The 15,234-nt window shown below is 49.4% G+C and carries 14 protein-coding genes; 7 read left to right on the top strand and 7 right to left on the bottom strand.

What is annotated here, in order from left to right; genetic code table 11:
• Positions 1-44: 44 nt before the first annotated feature.
• From VNE01S_RS16260 to VNE01S_RS16250, 3 genes are all read right to left on the bottom strand, one after another.
• Positions 45-515 (bottom strand): hypothetical protein, encoded by a 471-nt coding sequence (locus tag VNE01S_RS16260; RefSeq protein ID WP_053394363.1) that lies wholly within the window; start codon positions 513-515, stop codon positions 45-47.
• Entirely contained in the window at positions 508-1,350 is an 843-nt protein-coding gene (locus VNE01S_RS16255; protein WP_053394362.1) for a DUF3100 domain-containing protein, read from the bottom strand. Before VNE01S_RS16255 ends, VNE01S_RS16260 begins: the two co-directional genes overlap by 8 nt.
• Positions 1,351-1,580: 230 nt before the next feature.
• Positions 1,581-3,104 carry a YifB family Mg chelatase-like AAA ATPase gene (locus tag VNE01S_RS16250; RefSeq protein ID WP_053394361.1) on the bottom strand — a complete coding sequence of 508 codons (1,524 nt, stop codon included), beginning with the start codon at positions 3,102-3,104 and terminating at the stop codon, positions 1,581-1,583.
• A gap of 489 nt (positions 3,105-3,593) precedes the next feature.
• Here VNE01S_RS16250 and ilvG point away from each other — a divergent pair, with 489 nt between their 5' ends.
• The 6 genes from ilvG to acuI all read left to right on the top strand — a co-directional run bounded on the left by ilvG (position 3,594) and on the right by acuI (position 11,031).
• Positions 3,594-5,240, top strand: a complete 1,647-nt coding sequence (gene ilvG, locus VNE01S_RS16245; protein WP_053394360.1) for an acetolactate synthase 2 catalytic subunit — start codon at positions 3,594-3,596, stop codon at positions 5,238-5,240.
• A 1-nt stretch (position 5,241) separates the two neighbouring features.
• A complete protein-coding gene (ilvM, locus tag VNE01S_RS16240) occupies positions 5,242-5,526 on the top strand; it encodes an acetolactate synthase 2 small subunit (protein WP_053394359.1) in 285 nt (94 codons plus the stop codon).
• An 11-nt stretch (positions 5,527-5,537) separates the two neighbouring features.
• Positions 5,538-6,479: a branched-chain-amino-acid transaminase gene (gene ilvE, locus VNE01S_RS16235; RefSeq protein ID WP_053394358.1), complete on the top strand. Its 942-nt coding sequence runs from the start codon at positions 5,538-5,540 to the stop codon at positions 6,477-6,479.
• A 12-nt stretch (positions 6,480-6,491) separates the two neighbouring features.
• A complete protein-coding gene (gene ilvD / locus VNE01S_RS16230) occupies positions 6,492-8,333 on the top strand; it encodes a dihydroxy-acid dehydratase (RefSeq protein WP_053394357.1) in 1,842 nt (613 codons plus the stop codon).
• A gap of 3 nt (positions 8,334-8,336) precedes the next feature.
• Positions 8,337-9,881 (top strand): threonine ammonia-lyase, biosynthetic, encoded by a 1,545-nt coding sequence (gene ilvA / locus VNE01S_RS16225; protein WP_053394356.1) that lies wholly within the window; start codon positions 8,337-8,339, stop codon positions 9,879-9,881.
• A gap of 169 nt (positions 9,882-10,050) precedes the next feature.
• The gene (acuI, locus tag VNE01S_RS16220) at positions 10,051-11,031 is read left to right on the top strand and encodes an acrylyl-CoA reductase (NADPH) (protein WP_053394355.1); all 981 of its coding nucleotides are present in this window, start codon (positions 10,051-10,053) and stop codon (positions 11,029-11,031) included.
• Positions 11,032-11,087: 56 nt separating this feature from the next.
• Here acuI and VNE01S_RS16215 read toward each other — a convergent pair whose 3' ends face one another.
• Both VNE01S_RS16215 and VNE01S_RS16210 read right to left on the bottom strand, forming a co-directional pair.
• Positions 11,088-12,029, bottom strand: a complete 942-nt coding sequence (locus VNE01S_RS16215) for a LysR family transcriptional regulator (RefSeq protein WP_053394354.1) — start codon at positions 12,027-12,029, stop codon at positions 11,088-11,090.
• Between the two features lie 156 nt (positions 12,030-12,185).
• On the bottom strand, positions 12,186-12,371 hold the full coding sequence (locus VNE01S_RS16210) for a hypothetical protein (RefSeq protein ID WP_053394353.1): 186 nt from the start codon (positions 12,369-12,371) through the stop codon (positions 12,186-12,188).
• 136 nt (positions 12,372-12,507) lie between these two features.
• On the opposite strand from VNE01S_RS16210, the gene tusA reads away from it, so the two are divergent.
• Entirely contained in the window at positions 12,508-12,756 is a 249-nt protein-coding gene (gene tusA / locus VNE01S_RS16205; protein WP_053394352.1) for a sulfurtransferase TusA, read from the top strand.
• 45 nt (positions 12,757-12,801) lie between these two features.
• Here the strand turns inward: tusA and VNE01S_RS16200 are convergent, their stop codons facing one another.
• Positions 12,802-13,062, bottom strand: a complete 261-nt coding sequence (locus VNE01S_RS16200) for a hypothetical protein (RefSeq protein ID WP_053394351.1) — start codon at positions 13,060-13,062, stop codon at positions 12,802-12,804.
• Positions 13,063-13,316: 254 nt separating this feature from the next.
• Positions 13,317-14,990: an ABC transporter substrate-binding protein gene (locus VNE01S_RS16195; protein WP_053394350.1), complete on the bottom strand. Its 1,674-nt coding sequence runs from the start codon at positions 14,988-14,990 to the stop codon at positions 13,317-13,319.
• Positions 14,991-15,234: the final 244 nt, after the last annotated feature.

Below are 15,234 nucleotides of genomic sequence, written 5' to 3'. Positions count from 1 at the left end.
TTTTATTGTTTTGATTCACTTTAGCCAGCACTGGATCAACGCGCTTACAACAGCGCGTTAGCAACCAATACCGAACCAATATACGTTCCGGTAAACACTAGCGTAGCAATCAGTACAATCTTGCCACCGGCCGATTTGAAGGTCGTGACTTCTTGTTTGCTGATCGCCAGCCCCGCGTAAGCAAGCACCGGTGTTACTAGGCTCAAAAAGTTAATCTCTTTGACATAGCCTAAAATCGGCTCAGCCAATGGCGACGCCGGAATAGTCAGTAACACACTCACCAGCGACAACCAGGCCACCGATGGTAGATAAAACGGCATCACTTTCGCGAGCACCAGCCCTACCATCACCATGGCAAAAATGATCGCCATACCCGGCAGGGCGGAAAGTGGCGTCACACCGGTACCAGTCCAGTTACTGATCAGCGCGACAACACACACAATCGCTAGCACCATTGCGTAATCGATCAGGTTGATATTGGCATTTACATTCTTTTTCGTTGCTGCATTAGACATTTAGATCACTCCCTGGCTGCTGTGCTTGTTGCTCCGTCTTATTGCCCGCCAGTAAGCGGTAGAGTTTTTCGGTCAAAGGTAAGGCGATAAATAGCCCAACAAACAGACCCGTCGCGTTGGTTAACAAGTTACTCGCGCCAGCTAATGCGAGAATTTCCTCTTTCATCGCTGGTACGCTCTCACCCAGCGCAGCCGAACACGCGGCGGTCATACTGCCACTGCCCACACCACAAGCCATCGCCAATGCGCGTACGTCAAACCATTCTGTCGACGCCAGTAAAGAGGCCAAAATCGCAAAATACAGCGTACCGAACATGGTGCCCATGACGTACACACCCATAACGCCGATCCCTTCAGGGCTCTTCAAGCCATACTTGTCTGAGATCAGAGCGATATTCGGCTCACGTGCAATAGAGAAACACGCACCAATCGACTCGCGACCCATTTTCAACAGCAGTATCGCAACAGGCATGGCGATCAAGATGGTGCCGAGGTTTCCGAGTTCCTGAAAGATCATTGCAGGACCAATCGCCAAGATTTTATTCAGAGAAGGACCGATAAGCGTGCCGAATTTCGCCAAGAAAGGAAGAACGGAAATAATGATGATTGGCGTGGCTTTTTCAGCCTGTTTCGAGCTCAGCACCCGTTTAGCGGCGCCGACTACATTGGGGTTAAAAATCAGCCCGATGATAAATGCGTAGAAAAGTGGAAGCAGTACCATACTGCTGCTGCCTAACGGCACTTTGATGACCCCGATAAGCTCGGCTATCACCGCGATAGCGATCACCAAGAGGTGAAGTCGCCAGCTCTCTAACTGGCCTTTCAAGCTGTTCATATTTCGCTTCCTTGTTGGTTATATATCATTCCATTTGCTTATGTAGCCAATTGATTAAATCATAATTACCACACTGGAACTAATGCTATATAACCAACGCTTTGTTCTAATAAAAGCAACGAAAAACATAATAACGTTGCATTAAATGAACACGGAAACGTTTACGCCAACCAAAACAACAATTAGCAGATTTAACTGCGGTTGAACCAGATACCAAGGAGTTTGTTCTGTTACACCGCTTGTGCTGTCAACTGCTTGAGTAAACGATCCATCGCACGGTAGCCAAGTGCCTCGGCCAGATGTGCGCGTTCGATATCCACCTTCCCTTCCAAGTCAGCGATGGTACGCGCGACTTTAATGATGCGGTGATAAGCACGAATCGATAACCCTAAACGGTGCAACGCGCTTTCTAAAAACTGGGCGTCCTTCTTATCCAACGGGCAGAATTGTTCGATCTCACGGCTACCGAGCAATGCGTTTGATTTGCTTGCTCGGTGCTGCATTCGCTCCCGAGCTTCCAGCACGCGCTCCCGGACCACCGATGTGGGCTCGCCTCGCTCTCCCCCCTCGGCCAAAGTGCCTTTGGGCAGTGAGGGTATTTCAATCGACATATCAAAGCGGTCAAGCAACGGACCTGACAGACGACTGAGATAACGCAAGATCGACTGCGGATTGACGCGCGATTGGTTGCCTTCATAGTAACCGGTTGGGCTTGGGTTCAGCGCCCCCACCAGTTGAAATCGGGCGGGAAATCGAGTTTTGCCTTGCGCTCGAGAAATAATGATTTCGCCCGACTCCAGCGGCTCACGTAGAGAATCGAGCACTTTTCTCTCAAACTCGGGCATTTCATCGAGAAACAGTAGGCCATTGTGGGCGAGCGAGATTTCACCCGGACGCGGAATGCTTCCCCCACCCACCAGCGCGGCCATCGAGCTAGAATGGTGCGGCGATCTAAACGGTCGCTGCTTCCAGTTGTGGATATTAATTTCTTGCTGCGTGAGTGAAGCCACCGATGCGGTTTCCATCGCTTCCTCGTCGTTCATTTCCGGCAGTAAGTCACACAGCCGAGATGCCAGCATAGTTTTGCCTGTGCCGGGAGGACCAAGAAAAAGTAAATTGTGATTGCCCGCCGCAGCAATCTCTAGTGCGCGTTTTCCCTGTTGTTGGCCAATAATATCTTGCAGATCTCGCCCGCTCGACACATGTCGGACACTATTATTGGTTTGATAAAGGCTTAAAGATTGTTGACCACAAAGATCGGCACACACTTCCAATAAGCTTTGCGCCGACTTATGAGTGTGCTTACCCACCAGTGCGGCTTGGTCACCATTTTGCTGCGGTACCACCAAACAGCGCTCGGCCCGATTGGCGGCAAGCGCAGCGGGCAACACCCCTTTGACGGAACGCAGCTCTCCGGAAAGTGCCAACTCACCAAGAAATTCTTTGTTATTGAGTTCTGTCATCGGTATCTGTTCAGAGGCGGCCAATATTCCCAATGCGATAGGCAAATCGAATCGCCCACCCTCTTTGGGGAGATCCGCTGGTGCCAAATTGACCGTGATCCGTTTGGCCGGAAACTCAAAGCGCGAATTAATGATCGCACTGCGCACCCGATCGCGTGACTCTTTTACCGTGGTCTCAGGCAGCCCCACCAAAGTAAATCCCGGCATACCATTACTGATGTGTACTTCGACCGTCACATTCGGCGCTTCGACACCCACGGAAGCACGACTATGGATAATAGCTAATCCCATAGTTTGCCTACTTTATTACCATCCACTATTTATCTCCTTGATAAGCTGTATAAATCATCACCATGCTTGTTATATAGCCTGAACAGTTGCTGATAAAATGTGAAAAAAGTATGAGTTTTTGCTTGTCATTTAACGGATAGGTGTGATACCACTAGAGACGCAAACAAATTCGTACCATATTGCCTAAACACAACATTAGATTTAGAAAGATGAACTTTACCGCCCGCACTAACGCACTGATTACCCTGATTATCGTGGTCCTTATTGATTCCACGCGGGGGCTGGTGGGCGAAAGATAACCACAAATTCTAAAAAACCCCCGCACTGAAAAGTCCGGGGGTTTTTTGCAACTTAGAAGCCGAAAAATTAAAAAACACGGTTCATCCTGACCAAAGTCGTTCAAAGGTCAGAATTGACAGGAAGAATGGGAGCGCACATGAAGTGCAAAGCAAATAAAAGTCGCACGAGCGATACACAGGGAGGCTTACGATGACAGGTGCAGAATTAGTCGTAGCCGCATTGCAGCAGCAAGGTATCAAAACCGTTTTTGGTTACCCAGGTGGTGCAATCATGCCAATCTACGACGCATTATACGATGGCGGTGTTGAGCATATACTGTGTCGTCACGAACAGGGCGCAGCAATGGCAGCCATCGGCATGGCCCGAGCCACCCAAGATGTCGCCGTATGTATGGCCACATCCGGACCGGGAGCCACTAACCTAGTGACAGGTTTAGCCGATGCCTTTATGGATTCGATCCCGCTCGTGGCGATCACCGGTCAGGTAGCCAGTTCCCATATCGGTACCGATGCGTTTCAGGAGATGGATGTGATCGGCATGTCTCTGTCCTGTACCAAGCACAGCTACTTAGTTACCGATATCAATGAACTCGCGCCAACCATGGCCGAAGCGTTCGAAGTAGCAAAAACGGGGCGTCCTGGCCCAGTTATCGTTGATATCGCTAAAGATGTACAGCTCGCCCAAGCGCCTGTTGAAGTGCTTCCTCCTTTTACTCCCCCGCCAATGCCCGTTGCCAGCTCTGAAGCAATAACGAAAGCGCAAGCGCTGCTATCACAAAGTTCTCGCCCTGTTTTATACGTGGGTGGTGGTGTGCAGTTAGGCCATGCCACTGGTGCAGTGCGTGAGTTCCTAAGATTAAATCCTATGCCGTCGGTGAGCACATTGAAAGGGTTGGGCACTATCGAGCGCCATGACCCGCACTACCTAGGCATGCTAGGGATGCACGGGACTAAGGCAGCAAACTTAGTGGTGCAAGAGTGTGACCTGTTAATTGCCGTGGGCGCACGCTTTGATGACCGAGTGACTGGCAAATTGGATACCTTTGCCCCTAACGCGAAAGTGATCCATATCGATATCGATGCGGCAGAAATCCACAAACTTCGTCAAGCCAACGCTCCCGTGCGTGGCGAGATACCACAAAGCCTGGCTCAGCTAGAGCTGACTCAAGACATCACTCCTTGGGTGAAACACAGTGAAAGTCTGCGCAGTGGTTTTAAGTGGCGATACGATCACCCAGGTGAACTTATCTACGCGCCAGGGCTGTTAAAACAGCTGTCCGACATGATGCCAGACAGCGCGATCGTTTCGACCGACGTGGGTCAGCACCAGATGTGGTCAGCCCAGCATATTCAGCCGCGTGACCCACAAAACTTCATCACTTCAGCCGGTCTTGGCACTATGGGCTTTGGTCTGCCAGCCGCAATGGGCGCAGCAGTCGCAAGACCAGGCGACCAGTCTATCCTTATTACTGGGGATGGCTCATTCATGATGAACGTTCAAGAACTAGGCACACTAAAACGTCGCCAAATTCCGGTCAAAATCGTGCTGCTGAATAACCAACGTTTGGGCATGGTTCGCCAATGGCAGTCACTCTTTTTTGATGGTCGCCACAGTGAAACCATCCTTGATGACAACCCTGATTTCGTCATGCTAGCAAAAGCGTTTGATATCCCAGGTAAAACCATCACCAGGAAGGAAGAGGTCGAGCCGGCATTAAAAGAGATGCTAGAGAGTGAAACGTCATACATGCTTCATGTCCTGATCGACGAAGAAGAGAACGTTTGGCCACTAGTACCACCAGGTGCTTCAAACAATGACATGCTGGAGAACACGTAACATGGAAAGATACCTATTAGACATCAAAGCGGATGATAAACCCGTTCTTTTGGAACGTGTTCTTCGAGTCGTGCGCCACCGTGGATTTATCATCAAACAGGTAGCGGCAACACAAAATCATGCCAGCAAAGTAGCGAGTGTAGAAATTATCGTAGATAGTGATCGTCCTATCTCTTTCATTACTAATCAGATAGAGAAACTCTGGGATGTTCGCACTGTCGAGGTGACGCAAATCGCGAACGACGAATTACCAAATAACAACTTACAACAAAAGATTTGTGCATAAGGAAGGCAACAATGGCTACAAAAACTGCAGATTACATTTGGTTTAACGGTGAAATGGTTCCATGGGCAGACGCGAACGTTCACGTACTGACCCACGCAATGCATTACGGTACATCCGTGTTTGAGGGCGTGCGCTGCTACAACACACCAAAAGGTCCAATTGTCTTCCGTCACCATGAGCACGCACAGCGTCTTAAAGATTCAGCGAAGATTTACCGTTTCCCGATCCCGTACTCCATCGACGAAATCATGGAAGCCACGCGCGAAACTATCCGTCAAAATAAACTCGACAGCGCGTACATTCGCCCACTGGGTTTTGTGGGTAACGTCGGTCTGGGTGTGTGCCCGCCAGTGGGGACCGAAATGGATCTTATTATTGCTGCCTTCCCGTGGGGTTCTTACCTTGGCGAAGAGGCACTTGAGCAAGGCGTTAGCGCCATGGTTTCTAGCTGGAACCGTGCGGCACCAAACACGATCCCAACCGCTGCTAAAGCGGGTGGTAACTACCTATCTTCTCTACTCGTTGGCGGTGAAGCTCGTCGCCACGGCTATGACGAAGGTATCGCGCTCAGTGTGGACGGCTACCTATCTGAAGGTGCGGGTGAAAACATCTTCGTGATCAAAAATGGCGTGATCACCACGCCACCAGCGACCAGCGCAATCTTACCGGGCATTACACGTGATTCGATCATGACGCTAGCACGTGACAAAGGCTACGAAGTTCGTGAAGCAAACATCGCTCGTGAAGCGCTGTACTTAGCCGACGAAGTCTTTATGACGGGGACAGCGGCAGAAGTCGTTCCAGTCGCCACTATCGATCAGATTGAAGTTGGCAGCGGTAAACGCGGCCCAATCACCAAAGAGCTACAAGAAGCGTACTTTGGTCTATTCAACGGCACCACGGAAGATAAGTGGGGCTGGTTGGATTACGTTTACCCACAAGATGCAGAATAAGGATGTAGCACAATGCCAAAATACAGATCAGCAACCACCACTCACGGACGCAACATGGCAGGTGCTCGTGCCTTATGGCGCGCAACTGGCGTAAAAGATGAAGATTTCGGTAAACCCATCATTGCAGTAGTGAACTCATTTACCCAGTTTGTTCCGGGCCACGTACACCTAAAAGATATGGGCCAGTTGGTAGCGGGAGAAATTGAAAAAGCGGGTGGTATTGCCAAAGAGTTCAACACCATTGCCGTCGATGACGGTATCGCGATGGGCCATGGCGGTATGCTTTACTCACTGCCTTCGCGTGAGCTAATCGCAGACTCGGTCGAATACATGGTTAATGCTCACTGTGCGGACGCGATGGTGTGTATCTCTAACTGTGACAAAATCACCCCGGGAATGATGATGGCCGCGATGCGCCTCAACATTCCGGTTATTTTTGTTTCTGGTGGCCCAATGGAAGCGGGTAAAACCAAGCTTTCGGAACAACTGATCAAACTCGACCTTGTGGATGCGATGATTCAAGGAGCCGATCCCACCGTATCAGATGAGCAGAGTGAGCAAATTGAACGTTCAGCGTGTCCAACTTGTGGTTCATGTTCAGGCATGTTTACCGCCAACTCGATGAACTGCCTAACCGAAGCACTGGGTTTATCTCAACCAGGTAATGGTTCGATGCTGGCCACTCACGCAGACCGCGAGCAGCTATTCATCAATGCAGGTAAGCGTGTGGTTGAATTGACCAAACGTTACTACCAACAGGATGATGCCTCTGCTCTGCCACGCAACATTGCTAACCGCGCCGCGTTTGAAAATGCGATGGCTCTCGATATCGCCATGGGCGGGTCAAGTAACACGGTTCTGCACCTATTGGCCGCGGCACAAGAAGGTGACATCGATTTCGACATGAATGATATCGACGAAATGTCTCGCCGCGTACCACACCTATGTAAAGTGGCACCGTCAACGCAAAAGTACCACATGGAAGACGTACACCGAGCTGGTGGTGTTATGGCGATCCTCGGTGAACTTGATCGCGCTGGCCTACTCAACGGCGATACCCGCACAGTGCTGGGTATGTCGATGAAAGAGCAGCTTGCTCAATACGACATCTTGCAAACAGAAGATGAAGAGGTTCTAAAATTCTTCCGCGCAGGCCCTGCTGGCATCCGCACCACGAAAGCCTTCTCTCAGGACTGTCGTTGGGATCGCCTTGATGATGATCGTAAAGAAGGCTGTATCCGCGCTCAAGAGCATGCCTTTAGCCAAGAAGGTGGCCTAGCGGTACTTTCGGGCAACATCGCTGTGGATGGCTGTATCGTTAAAACGGCAGGTGTCGACGAAGAAAACTTAACCTTCCAAGGCCCAGCAATTGTCTTTGAAAGCCAAGATACCGCGGTAGAAGGTATCTTAGGTGGCAAAGTGAAAGCCGGCGAAGTGGTTGTTATTCGCTATGAAGGACCGAAAGGTGGGCCGGGTATGCAAGAAATGTTGTACCCAACCACGTACCTAAAATCGATGGGACTAGGCAAGTCTTGCGCCCTACTGACTGACGGCCGCTTCTCAGGTGGTACTTCTGGGTTATCGATTGGTCACGCGTCTCCAGAAGCCGCCAGTGGCGGTACCATCGGCCTGGTTCAAGATGGCGACATCATCACGATCGATATTCCAAGTCGATCGATCTCTCTCGATGTACCGGAAGCAGAGCTAGCCGCTCGTCGTGCCAAACAAGATGAGTTAGGTTGGAAGCCTGTCGACCGTCAACGTGAGGTCTCTTTTGCTCTGAAAGCGTACGCGAGCATGGCCACCAGTGCTGACAAAGGTGCAGTGCGAGATAAATCTAAGCTAGAGGGCTAGCTTATGAGTGATTCTCTAACCAAGAGCGAACAACAAACCGGCGCAGAATACCTGCGCCAAATCTTGCGCGCACCCGTGTATGAGGTTGCGACGGTGACCCCACTGCAAGATATGCCGCGTTTATCGGCTCGCCTGAAAAACCAAGTGCAAATTAAACGAGAAGACCGCCAGCCGGTGCACTCGTTTAAGCTGCGCGGCGCTTACAACATGGTGTCGAGCCTAACTGACGAGCAAAAAGCCGCTGGCGTAATTGCCGCATCAGCAGGCAACCACGCTCAAGGCATGGCGCTGTCAGGTACAAAGCTGGGCATCAAAACCACCATTGTGATGCCAAGAACTACGCCGGACATCAAGGTCGACGCAGTACGCGGTTTTGGTGGTAATGTGGTGCTTCATGGCAGCAACTTTGACGAAGCCAAAGCCGAGGCAGAACGTTTATCTGAAGTTAACGGCTATACCTTTGTGCCGCCTTTTGATCACCCACTGGTGATCGCAGGGCAAGGCACCATCGGGATGGAAATGCTGCAGCAAAACGGCCACCTTGATTACATTTTCGTCCCTGTCGGTGGCGGTGGTTTGGCCGCGGGTGTGGCGGTGTTGGTCAAACAGCTGATGCCGGAAATCAAAGTGATCGCGGTTGAACCTGAAGATTCTGCCTGCCTGAAAGCGGCATTAGACGCGGGTGAGCCGGTAGTGTTAGACCAAGTCAGCATGTTTGCCGACGGTGTCGCGGTCAAACGCATCGGCGAAGAAACCTTCCGTCTATGCCAAAAATACATCGACGGGCATATCACGGTATCGAGCGATGAAATCTGCTCAGCGGTCAAAGATATCTTTGAAGATACCCGTGCGATTGCCGAACCATCAGGCGCATTAGCCCTAGCCGGTTTAAAGAAGTTTGCCGAGCAGAACAAACTGGAAGGCAAACATCTCGGTACGGTTCTATCAGGCGCCAACACCAACTTCCACGGTCTGCGCTATGTTTCAGAACGTTGTGAACTGGGTGAAAAACGTGAAGGCTTGCTGGCGGTGACCATTCCTGAGCGTCAGGGCGCGTTCTTTGAGTTCTGCAACCTAATCGGCGGCCGAGCAGTGACGGAGTTTAACTACCGTTACAGCGATGACAACCTCGCCAATATCTTCGTCGGCGTCCGTCTTCAGGGCGGCCAAGAAGAGCTGGATCATATCATTCATGACTTACGTGACGGCGGTTATCCAGTGGTTGACCTGTCGGACGACGAAATGGCGAAACTGCACGTTCGCTACATGATCGGTGGTAAACCATCCAAGCCATTGAAAGAGCGCTTGTACAGCTTCGAGTTTCCGGAGTATCCAGGCGCACTACTTAAGTTCTTGAGTACGCTAGGGACACACTGGAACATTAGCTTGTTTAACTACCGCAACCACGGCGCTGACTATGGTCGCGTGTTGTGTGGTTTTGAGTTGGATGAGTCCGATTTATCGCGCTTCTCTGCCCACCTCAGAGAGCTCGGTTATCAGTGCAAAGACGAGACGGAAAACCCAGCCTATAAGTTTTTCCTTTCGTAACTATCCTAAAGCCAGTCTTGTGACTGGCTTTTTTATCGCCACAATACCCTTAGTAATAATGCGTGATATGCATAGATATAATGCTAAAGTTTCATTTTAGTCATAGTTACTTTGAGACTACACTCAACATCAGTTTTTAAATATTGCTGCACGGCAGTGGAGACCATGTATGTTTAACGCTCTGATTCTCAACCAAGAAGAAAAACGCACTATCGCGAGTATCGAACAAATCGATGAAGCACAGCTCCCAGAAGGGGACGTGCTTATCGACGTGGATTACTCATCACTGAACTACAAAGATGGTTTGGCGATCACTGGTAAAGGCAAAATCATCCGCAACTTCCCGATGGTGCCGGGTATCGACCTAGCGGGTACTGTGGTTGACTCAAAAGATGCACGCTACCAAGCAGGCGATAAAGTGGTCCTGACTGGTTGGGGCGTTGGTGAAAACCACTGGGGTGGGATGGCGCAGCGCGCAAGCTTAAAAGCCGACTGGCTGGTGCCACTACCACAAGGACTCGACAGCAAGAAAGCGATGATGGTCGGCACTGCCGGTTTCACCGCGATGCTGTGTGTTCAAGCGCTACTCGACGCTGGTATCAAACCGGAAGACGGTGAGATCCTAGTCACTGGCGCAAGCGGTGGCGTGGGCTCTGTGGCAGTAACTTTATTGGCTGAGCTAGGTTATACAGTAGCAGCCGTGACTGGCCGTGTTGAACAAAATGGCCCACTACTAGAAAAATTGGGGGCGAGTCGCATCATCGACCGTGTTGAGTTTGAAGAACCAGCGCGTCCACTTGAGAAGCAAATTTGGGCGGGTGCAGTTGATACCGTTGGCAGTAAAGTACTGGCGAAAGTATTGGCGCAGATGGATTACAACAGCGCTGTGGCAGCGTGTGGTTTGGCGGGTGGTTTTGATCTACCGACAACTGTAATGCCATTTATCCTGCGCAACGTTCGCCTGCAAGGTGTGGATTCCGTGATGTGCCCGACCGAGAAACGTATCGCGGCGTGGGAAAAACTGGTTGAGCTACTGCCAGACAGCTACTTTGAGCAAGCGTGTACCGAAGTGGAATTGGCAGAAGCACCAAAATACGCCGAAGACATTACTAACGGCCAAGTCACTGGTCGAGTGGTTATCAAGCTATAAGCAACAACCGCGATTAGAGATAAACAAAGAGTCAGCCATGCTGGCTCTTTTTGCTATCAATTCAATCCCATATCTTCTATCCGTTTGGCGATCAAACGGCCGCATTCTTCTTTCACTATCCCTCTTAACCACTCTTGTGCAGGTGAGTGTTCACAGCGCGGATGCCAAATCATCGAATAGTCAAACGGAGTAAACTGAAACGGCAGAGGCTTCACCACCAAGTCATAACGTTCCGCGACCAAATAAGCGAGATCCGCAGGCACGGTAATAATTAAAGGCATGGCATCGACAATCGCTAAGGCCGCCTCTAAGTGATAAGCACGCAACACCATTTTACGTTTTGGTTGGCCAACCAAAGCTTGCTCAATCAAGGCTTTTACACCATCGCTGATCGCGATCATCGCATGAGGATAAGTTAGATAATCCGACAAATTCATCTCGGCCTGTGCAAGCGGGTGTTGCTTAGACAACAAACACAGAACCCCAACCCGGCCCAAGACTTCGCTGCGCAGCGGTTCAACCGGGCCAATCGGCCGGCAAATCGCTAAATCAGCCCCTTCATAAGTTAGCTGATCGGCGAGCCTGTCATGCTGCAATGGCAGAAAGTTGAAAGATACCTTGGGCGCTTCTTGATAAATTCGAGGCAAAGCAAACGGCAAAATGGTTTGCATCGCGTAGTCTGTCGTGGCGATAGTAAAGGTTTGTTCACAGCTTTGCGGCGCGAAATCTATCGGTGACAAAATTTGTCGCAACGACTCGAGCGGTTCACCCAAAGACCGATCAATTTCTAACGCTTTTTCTGTCGGAATCAGGTGCAAACCTTCTCGAGTAAATAACGGGTCTCCCAGCATTTCTCTCAACCGCCCCAACACACGACTCATCGCAGATTGACTCAAATTCAATCGATGAGCCGCTTTGCTGACACTGCACTCTTCAATCAGGACTCGCAGTGCAACGAACAGGTTTAAATCGCGTCGGTAGATCTCTTCTAATTCCACAGATAGGCACTTTTAAAAGCAGGGTATTTATCAGATTCTACTCTTTGGGCAAAAAAAATCCCGCCTTTCAGCGGGGAAGCCCAAGAAAAATGGGGATAGTGTCGGAATGTATTTGAGCGTAGTACAAATAATTAATGGCTGTTGGAAGCGCAACCATCAATGTTCTTGCTCTTCTGATGCGTTCGACCAGCGATGCATCTCGAGCCAAATCCCTACAACCGTCGCAGCCATGCCAAGCAGTGGCATAAACGACGGCTCCGTTGGAGAACGTAAAACAAGTGCGCAGAAAGAGATAAAGCACAACACGGAATAGATGGTTAACCGATCTAATGCTGTCATAATCGCTGCTCCTTGTCTTTATTTGTTACCAACTTGTTAACTAAGTTAAAACAAAATGATCTGTTTGCCAAGTGCTTATTGAATATTTTTTCTTCAGCAGTATTATCTACGCCCAGATCAGAGCAAAAAAGATATGACCATGACATTCAATCCAGAGCAGGCAACACATACTCTAGAGGCAGAAGGACTACGCTGCCCAGAGCCAGTTATGATGGTCAGGAAGACAATACGAAATATGCAAGACGGGGATGTGTTGTTGGTAAAAGCCGATGACCCTTCGACAACGCGCGACATTCCAAGCTTTTGTCGTTTTATGGATCACCAGTTGATTGCGGCGCAAACTGAACAGTTGCCTTATCAATACCTGATCAAGAAAGGTGTTGAGTAAAAAATTACCCAATAAAATAAAACGGCTGCCAATGGCAGCCGTTTTTTATTCTTCGTATTCTAGGGTGCGGACTTCCGATTCCAGCTTTCTAATTTGCTTTTTCATCACCCGCATTTCTTCGTGCATTGGGATGATATGTGCCACCCTAATCCATGCTTCGACGGTCAACCCAGTGAGAATAAACGCACCGGCTACGATCGGAATCCACATATCCGTCAGTACCATCGCCAACAAGCATAGCGCCAAACCAAAGGTGAACAAATAACCCTGACTTTTTGGGGACATTCCCATATAACGTGTAAGCATAAACTCGCCCTCTCGCTACACTCTTCATACTTAAAACGGCCAAACAAGTAACCTAGTTTCAACTATTTCGAGTAACATCATTCACACCGTTAAAGTAGCATGACAACGATGACACTAATATGTCCAACCTCACGCATTTCATCAATTTCATTGAGAAGCGGGATCCGACATTCCATCACCGGCAGAACACTCCTTTTTGACAAAAAAGACCCTAACCGAAGTCAGGGCCAACATTTAGCAAAGTAAGTGAGCCGTTAGCTACGCGGCTTCAAGTCCAATACATGCAACAGGCGCTCTGGTGTGCCTTCCCATACCATCGGGCGACCTTTCGGATTCTCTTTGTTCCACCAGCCAGTGAAACGCGTGGTGTTGTATTGATAGAAATTCGGCCCAGACAATACAGGTACGGTGACTTGGTGCTTGGCAATCAGCGCTTGAATGCTGTGTGCAATCTTGCGTTGCTCCTGGTTATCCGCGGTTTTGTAAAAGCTATCTAGCAACGTATCCAGTTTGTCGTTTTTCCAATGGTGCATAGCAAAACGTGGCATCCCTTCTGATGCCTGAAGACGCGAATGGTAGCCGCTGTCCCAGTACTTGTGCGGGGTTGGGCCATGGAAATAGTTGGTATAGGCGATATCGTAGTCCGCCGAGATCATGCCTTTGTTGTAAATAGAGAAATCCGGTGTACGTGCTTTCACATTAATTCCCGCTTCCGCTAACTGCTCCGCTGCTAGCATCACGGTATTATTAAAGTCAGTCCACCCCTGAGGAGACTGAATCAACAATTCAAATTTTCCACCGGAAGGCGATTCAACAAAACCGTCATTATCGAGGTCTTTATAGCCCGCTTTCGCCAACAGCGCTTTGGCGTTTTCAGGCGAATAGGTCATAAATGGTTTGTACTTATTGTGAGTCTCTTTGTCAGACCAGGCTTCAAAGGCATAACCAAGACCAGACGCGAAATCGTTCAGTACCGCGTTACCGTAGTTGGCGATATCAATCAGGGTTTGGCGATCAAGCGCCATGGAAAAAGCACGGCGGAACTCAATGTCATTCAGCACTTCATGTTTCACTGTGTCTTTCGAGGCATAGTTGAACACAAATGCTTGAGTGCCCGCAGGTGGATACCAGTAGCCGTGATTATCCGAGGCTTTCATGTAGGTTTGGTCAATATCCGGTACAAATGAGCCAGCCCAATCGATACTGGAATTCATCAATTCGCCTAACACTTGATCATTGTGGTTCATTTGCGGCACCCGCAAACAGTCTACGTCTAAGTTCGCTTGATCCCAGTAATTCGGGTTGCGGCACTGTAAAAACAGCGTTTTTGTGAACTGAGGTAATTCGGTAAAGGGCCCGGTTCCGACCGGATTAGGGTTCATAAATGCGGCCGGATCTTCCACACCCTTCCACTGGTGCTCTGGCACAATCGGCACCTGAACGATTTCATAACTAATATTGGTGTTCACTTCGTTGAGGTGGAAACGCACTTGATAAGGACCTAGCTTCTCAACCGATTTGATTTTGCTATTGATGCCTCTATCGTCGATGTTTGGATTCCCTTTAACCAGCTCAAAGGTGAAGACCACATCATCAGCATTGAATGTTTCACCATCTGACCACTTCACGCCTTCCCGCAAATCAAAGGTAATACTCAGCAAGTCTTCACTCAGCTCATACCCTGTGGCGAGGCGATATTCTGGCACATTGCCCTTCAATTCATTGAAGATCACCAACGGTTCGAAAATAAAGTCGCGTGCGGTGTGTAAGCGTGACACGGCATACGGGTTGAAATTGCGGATTAATGAAGCGTTATGATTAGGAATGATGGTGAGCTTAGACATACCAGTGGTGTCTGCGGCCACGCTGGAATACGAAACCAACGAGAGGGCAGAAACGATAGCGGCAGAGAGTAAAGTGTTTTTCATAGCGATTCCTTGTGAACGTAGATGAACACAAAATAGCCAGTTAAAAACCCGCCTTCAACAGAGCAAAAACACAAACAAAAACAGCTGGTTGAGTAATGAATCATTACCACCAGCTGTTTGATATGTTAGGTACGTTCCTAGGCAACACAGCCAAGGTATTATGCGGCAGAATTCAAGCTTCTTTTCACCAAATGGTGTAAGAAAACCACACCCAAGGCTTTACACCTCTCCACTATTCAGTGTT

This window comes from Vibrio nereis NBRC 15637 (assembly GCF_001591105.1).
GTDB lineage: Bacteria > Pseudomonadota > Gammaproteobacteria > Enterobacterales > Vibrionaceae > Vibrio > Vibrio nereis.
This window is presented reverse-complemented; position numbering and strand designations above follow the sequence as displayed.

What these genes read in the sequence shown, in the direction of transcription:
- VNE01S_RS16260 (WP_053394363.1), bottom strand. Translation starts at nt 515, where the DNA reads ATGTCTAATGCAGCAACGAAAAAGAATGTAAATGCCAATATCAACCTG.
- ilvD (WP_053394357.1), top strand. Translation starts at nt 6,492, where the DNA reads ATGCCAAAATACAGATCAGCAACCACCACTCACGGACGCAACATGGCA.
- ilvG (WP_053394360.1), top strand. Translation starts at nt 3,594, where the DNA reads ATGACAGGTGCAGAATTAGTCGTAGCCGCATTGCAGCAGCAAGGTATC.
- VNE01S_RS16195 (WP_053394350.1), bottom strand. Translation starts at nt 14,990, where the DNA reads ATGAAAAACACTTTACTCTCTGCCGCTATCGTTTCTGCCCTCTCGTTG.
- tusA (WP_053394352.1), top strand. Translation starts at nt 12,508, where the DNA reads ATGACATTCAATCCAGAGCAGGCAACACATACTCTAGAGGCAGAAGGA.
- ilvE (WP_053394358.1), top strand. Translation starts at nt 5,538, where the DNA reads ATGGCTACAAAAACTGCAGATTACATTTGGTTTAACGGTGAAATGGTT.
- VNE01S_RS16255 (WP_053394362.1), bottom strand. Translation starts at nt 1,350, where the DNA reads ATGAACAGCTTGAAAGGCCAGTTAGAGAGCTGGCGACTTCACCTCTTG.
- ilvA (WP_053394356.1), top strand. Translation starts at nt 8,337, where the DNA reads ATGAGTGATTCTCTAACCAAGAGCGAACAACAAACCGGCGCAGAATAC.
- VNE01S_RS16200 (WP_053394351.1), bottom strand. Translation starts at nt 13,062, where the DNA reads ATGCTTACACGTTATATGGGAATGTCCCCAAAAAGTCAGGGTTATTTG.
- VNE01S_RS16250 (WP_053394361.1), bottom strand. Translation starts at nt 3,104, where the DNA reads ATGGGATTAGCTATTATCCATAGTCGTGCTTCCGTGGGTGTCGAAGCG.
- acuI (WP_053394355.1), top strand. Translation starts at nt 10,051, where the DNA reads ATGTTTAACGCTCTGATTCTCAACCAAGAAGAAAAACGCACTATCGCG.
- ilvM (WP_053394359.1), top strand. Translation starts at nt 5,242, where the DNA reads ATGGAAAGATACCTATTAGACATCAAAGCGGATGATAAACCCGTTCTT.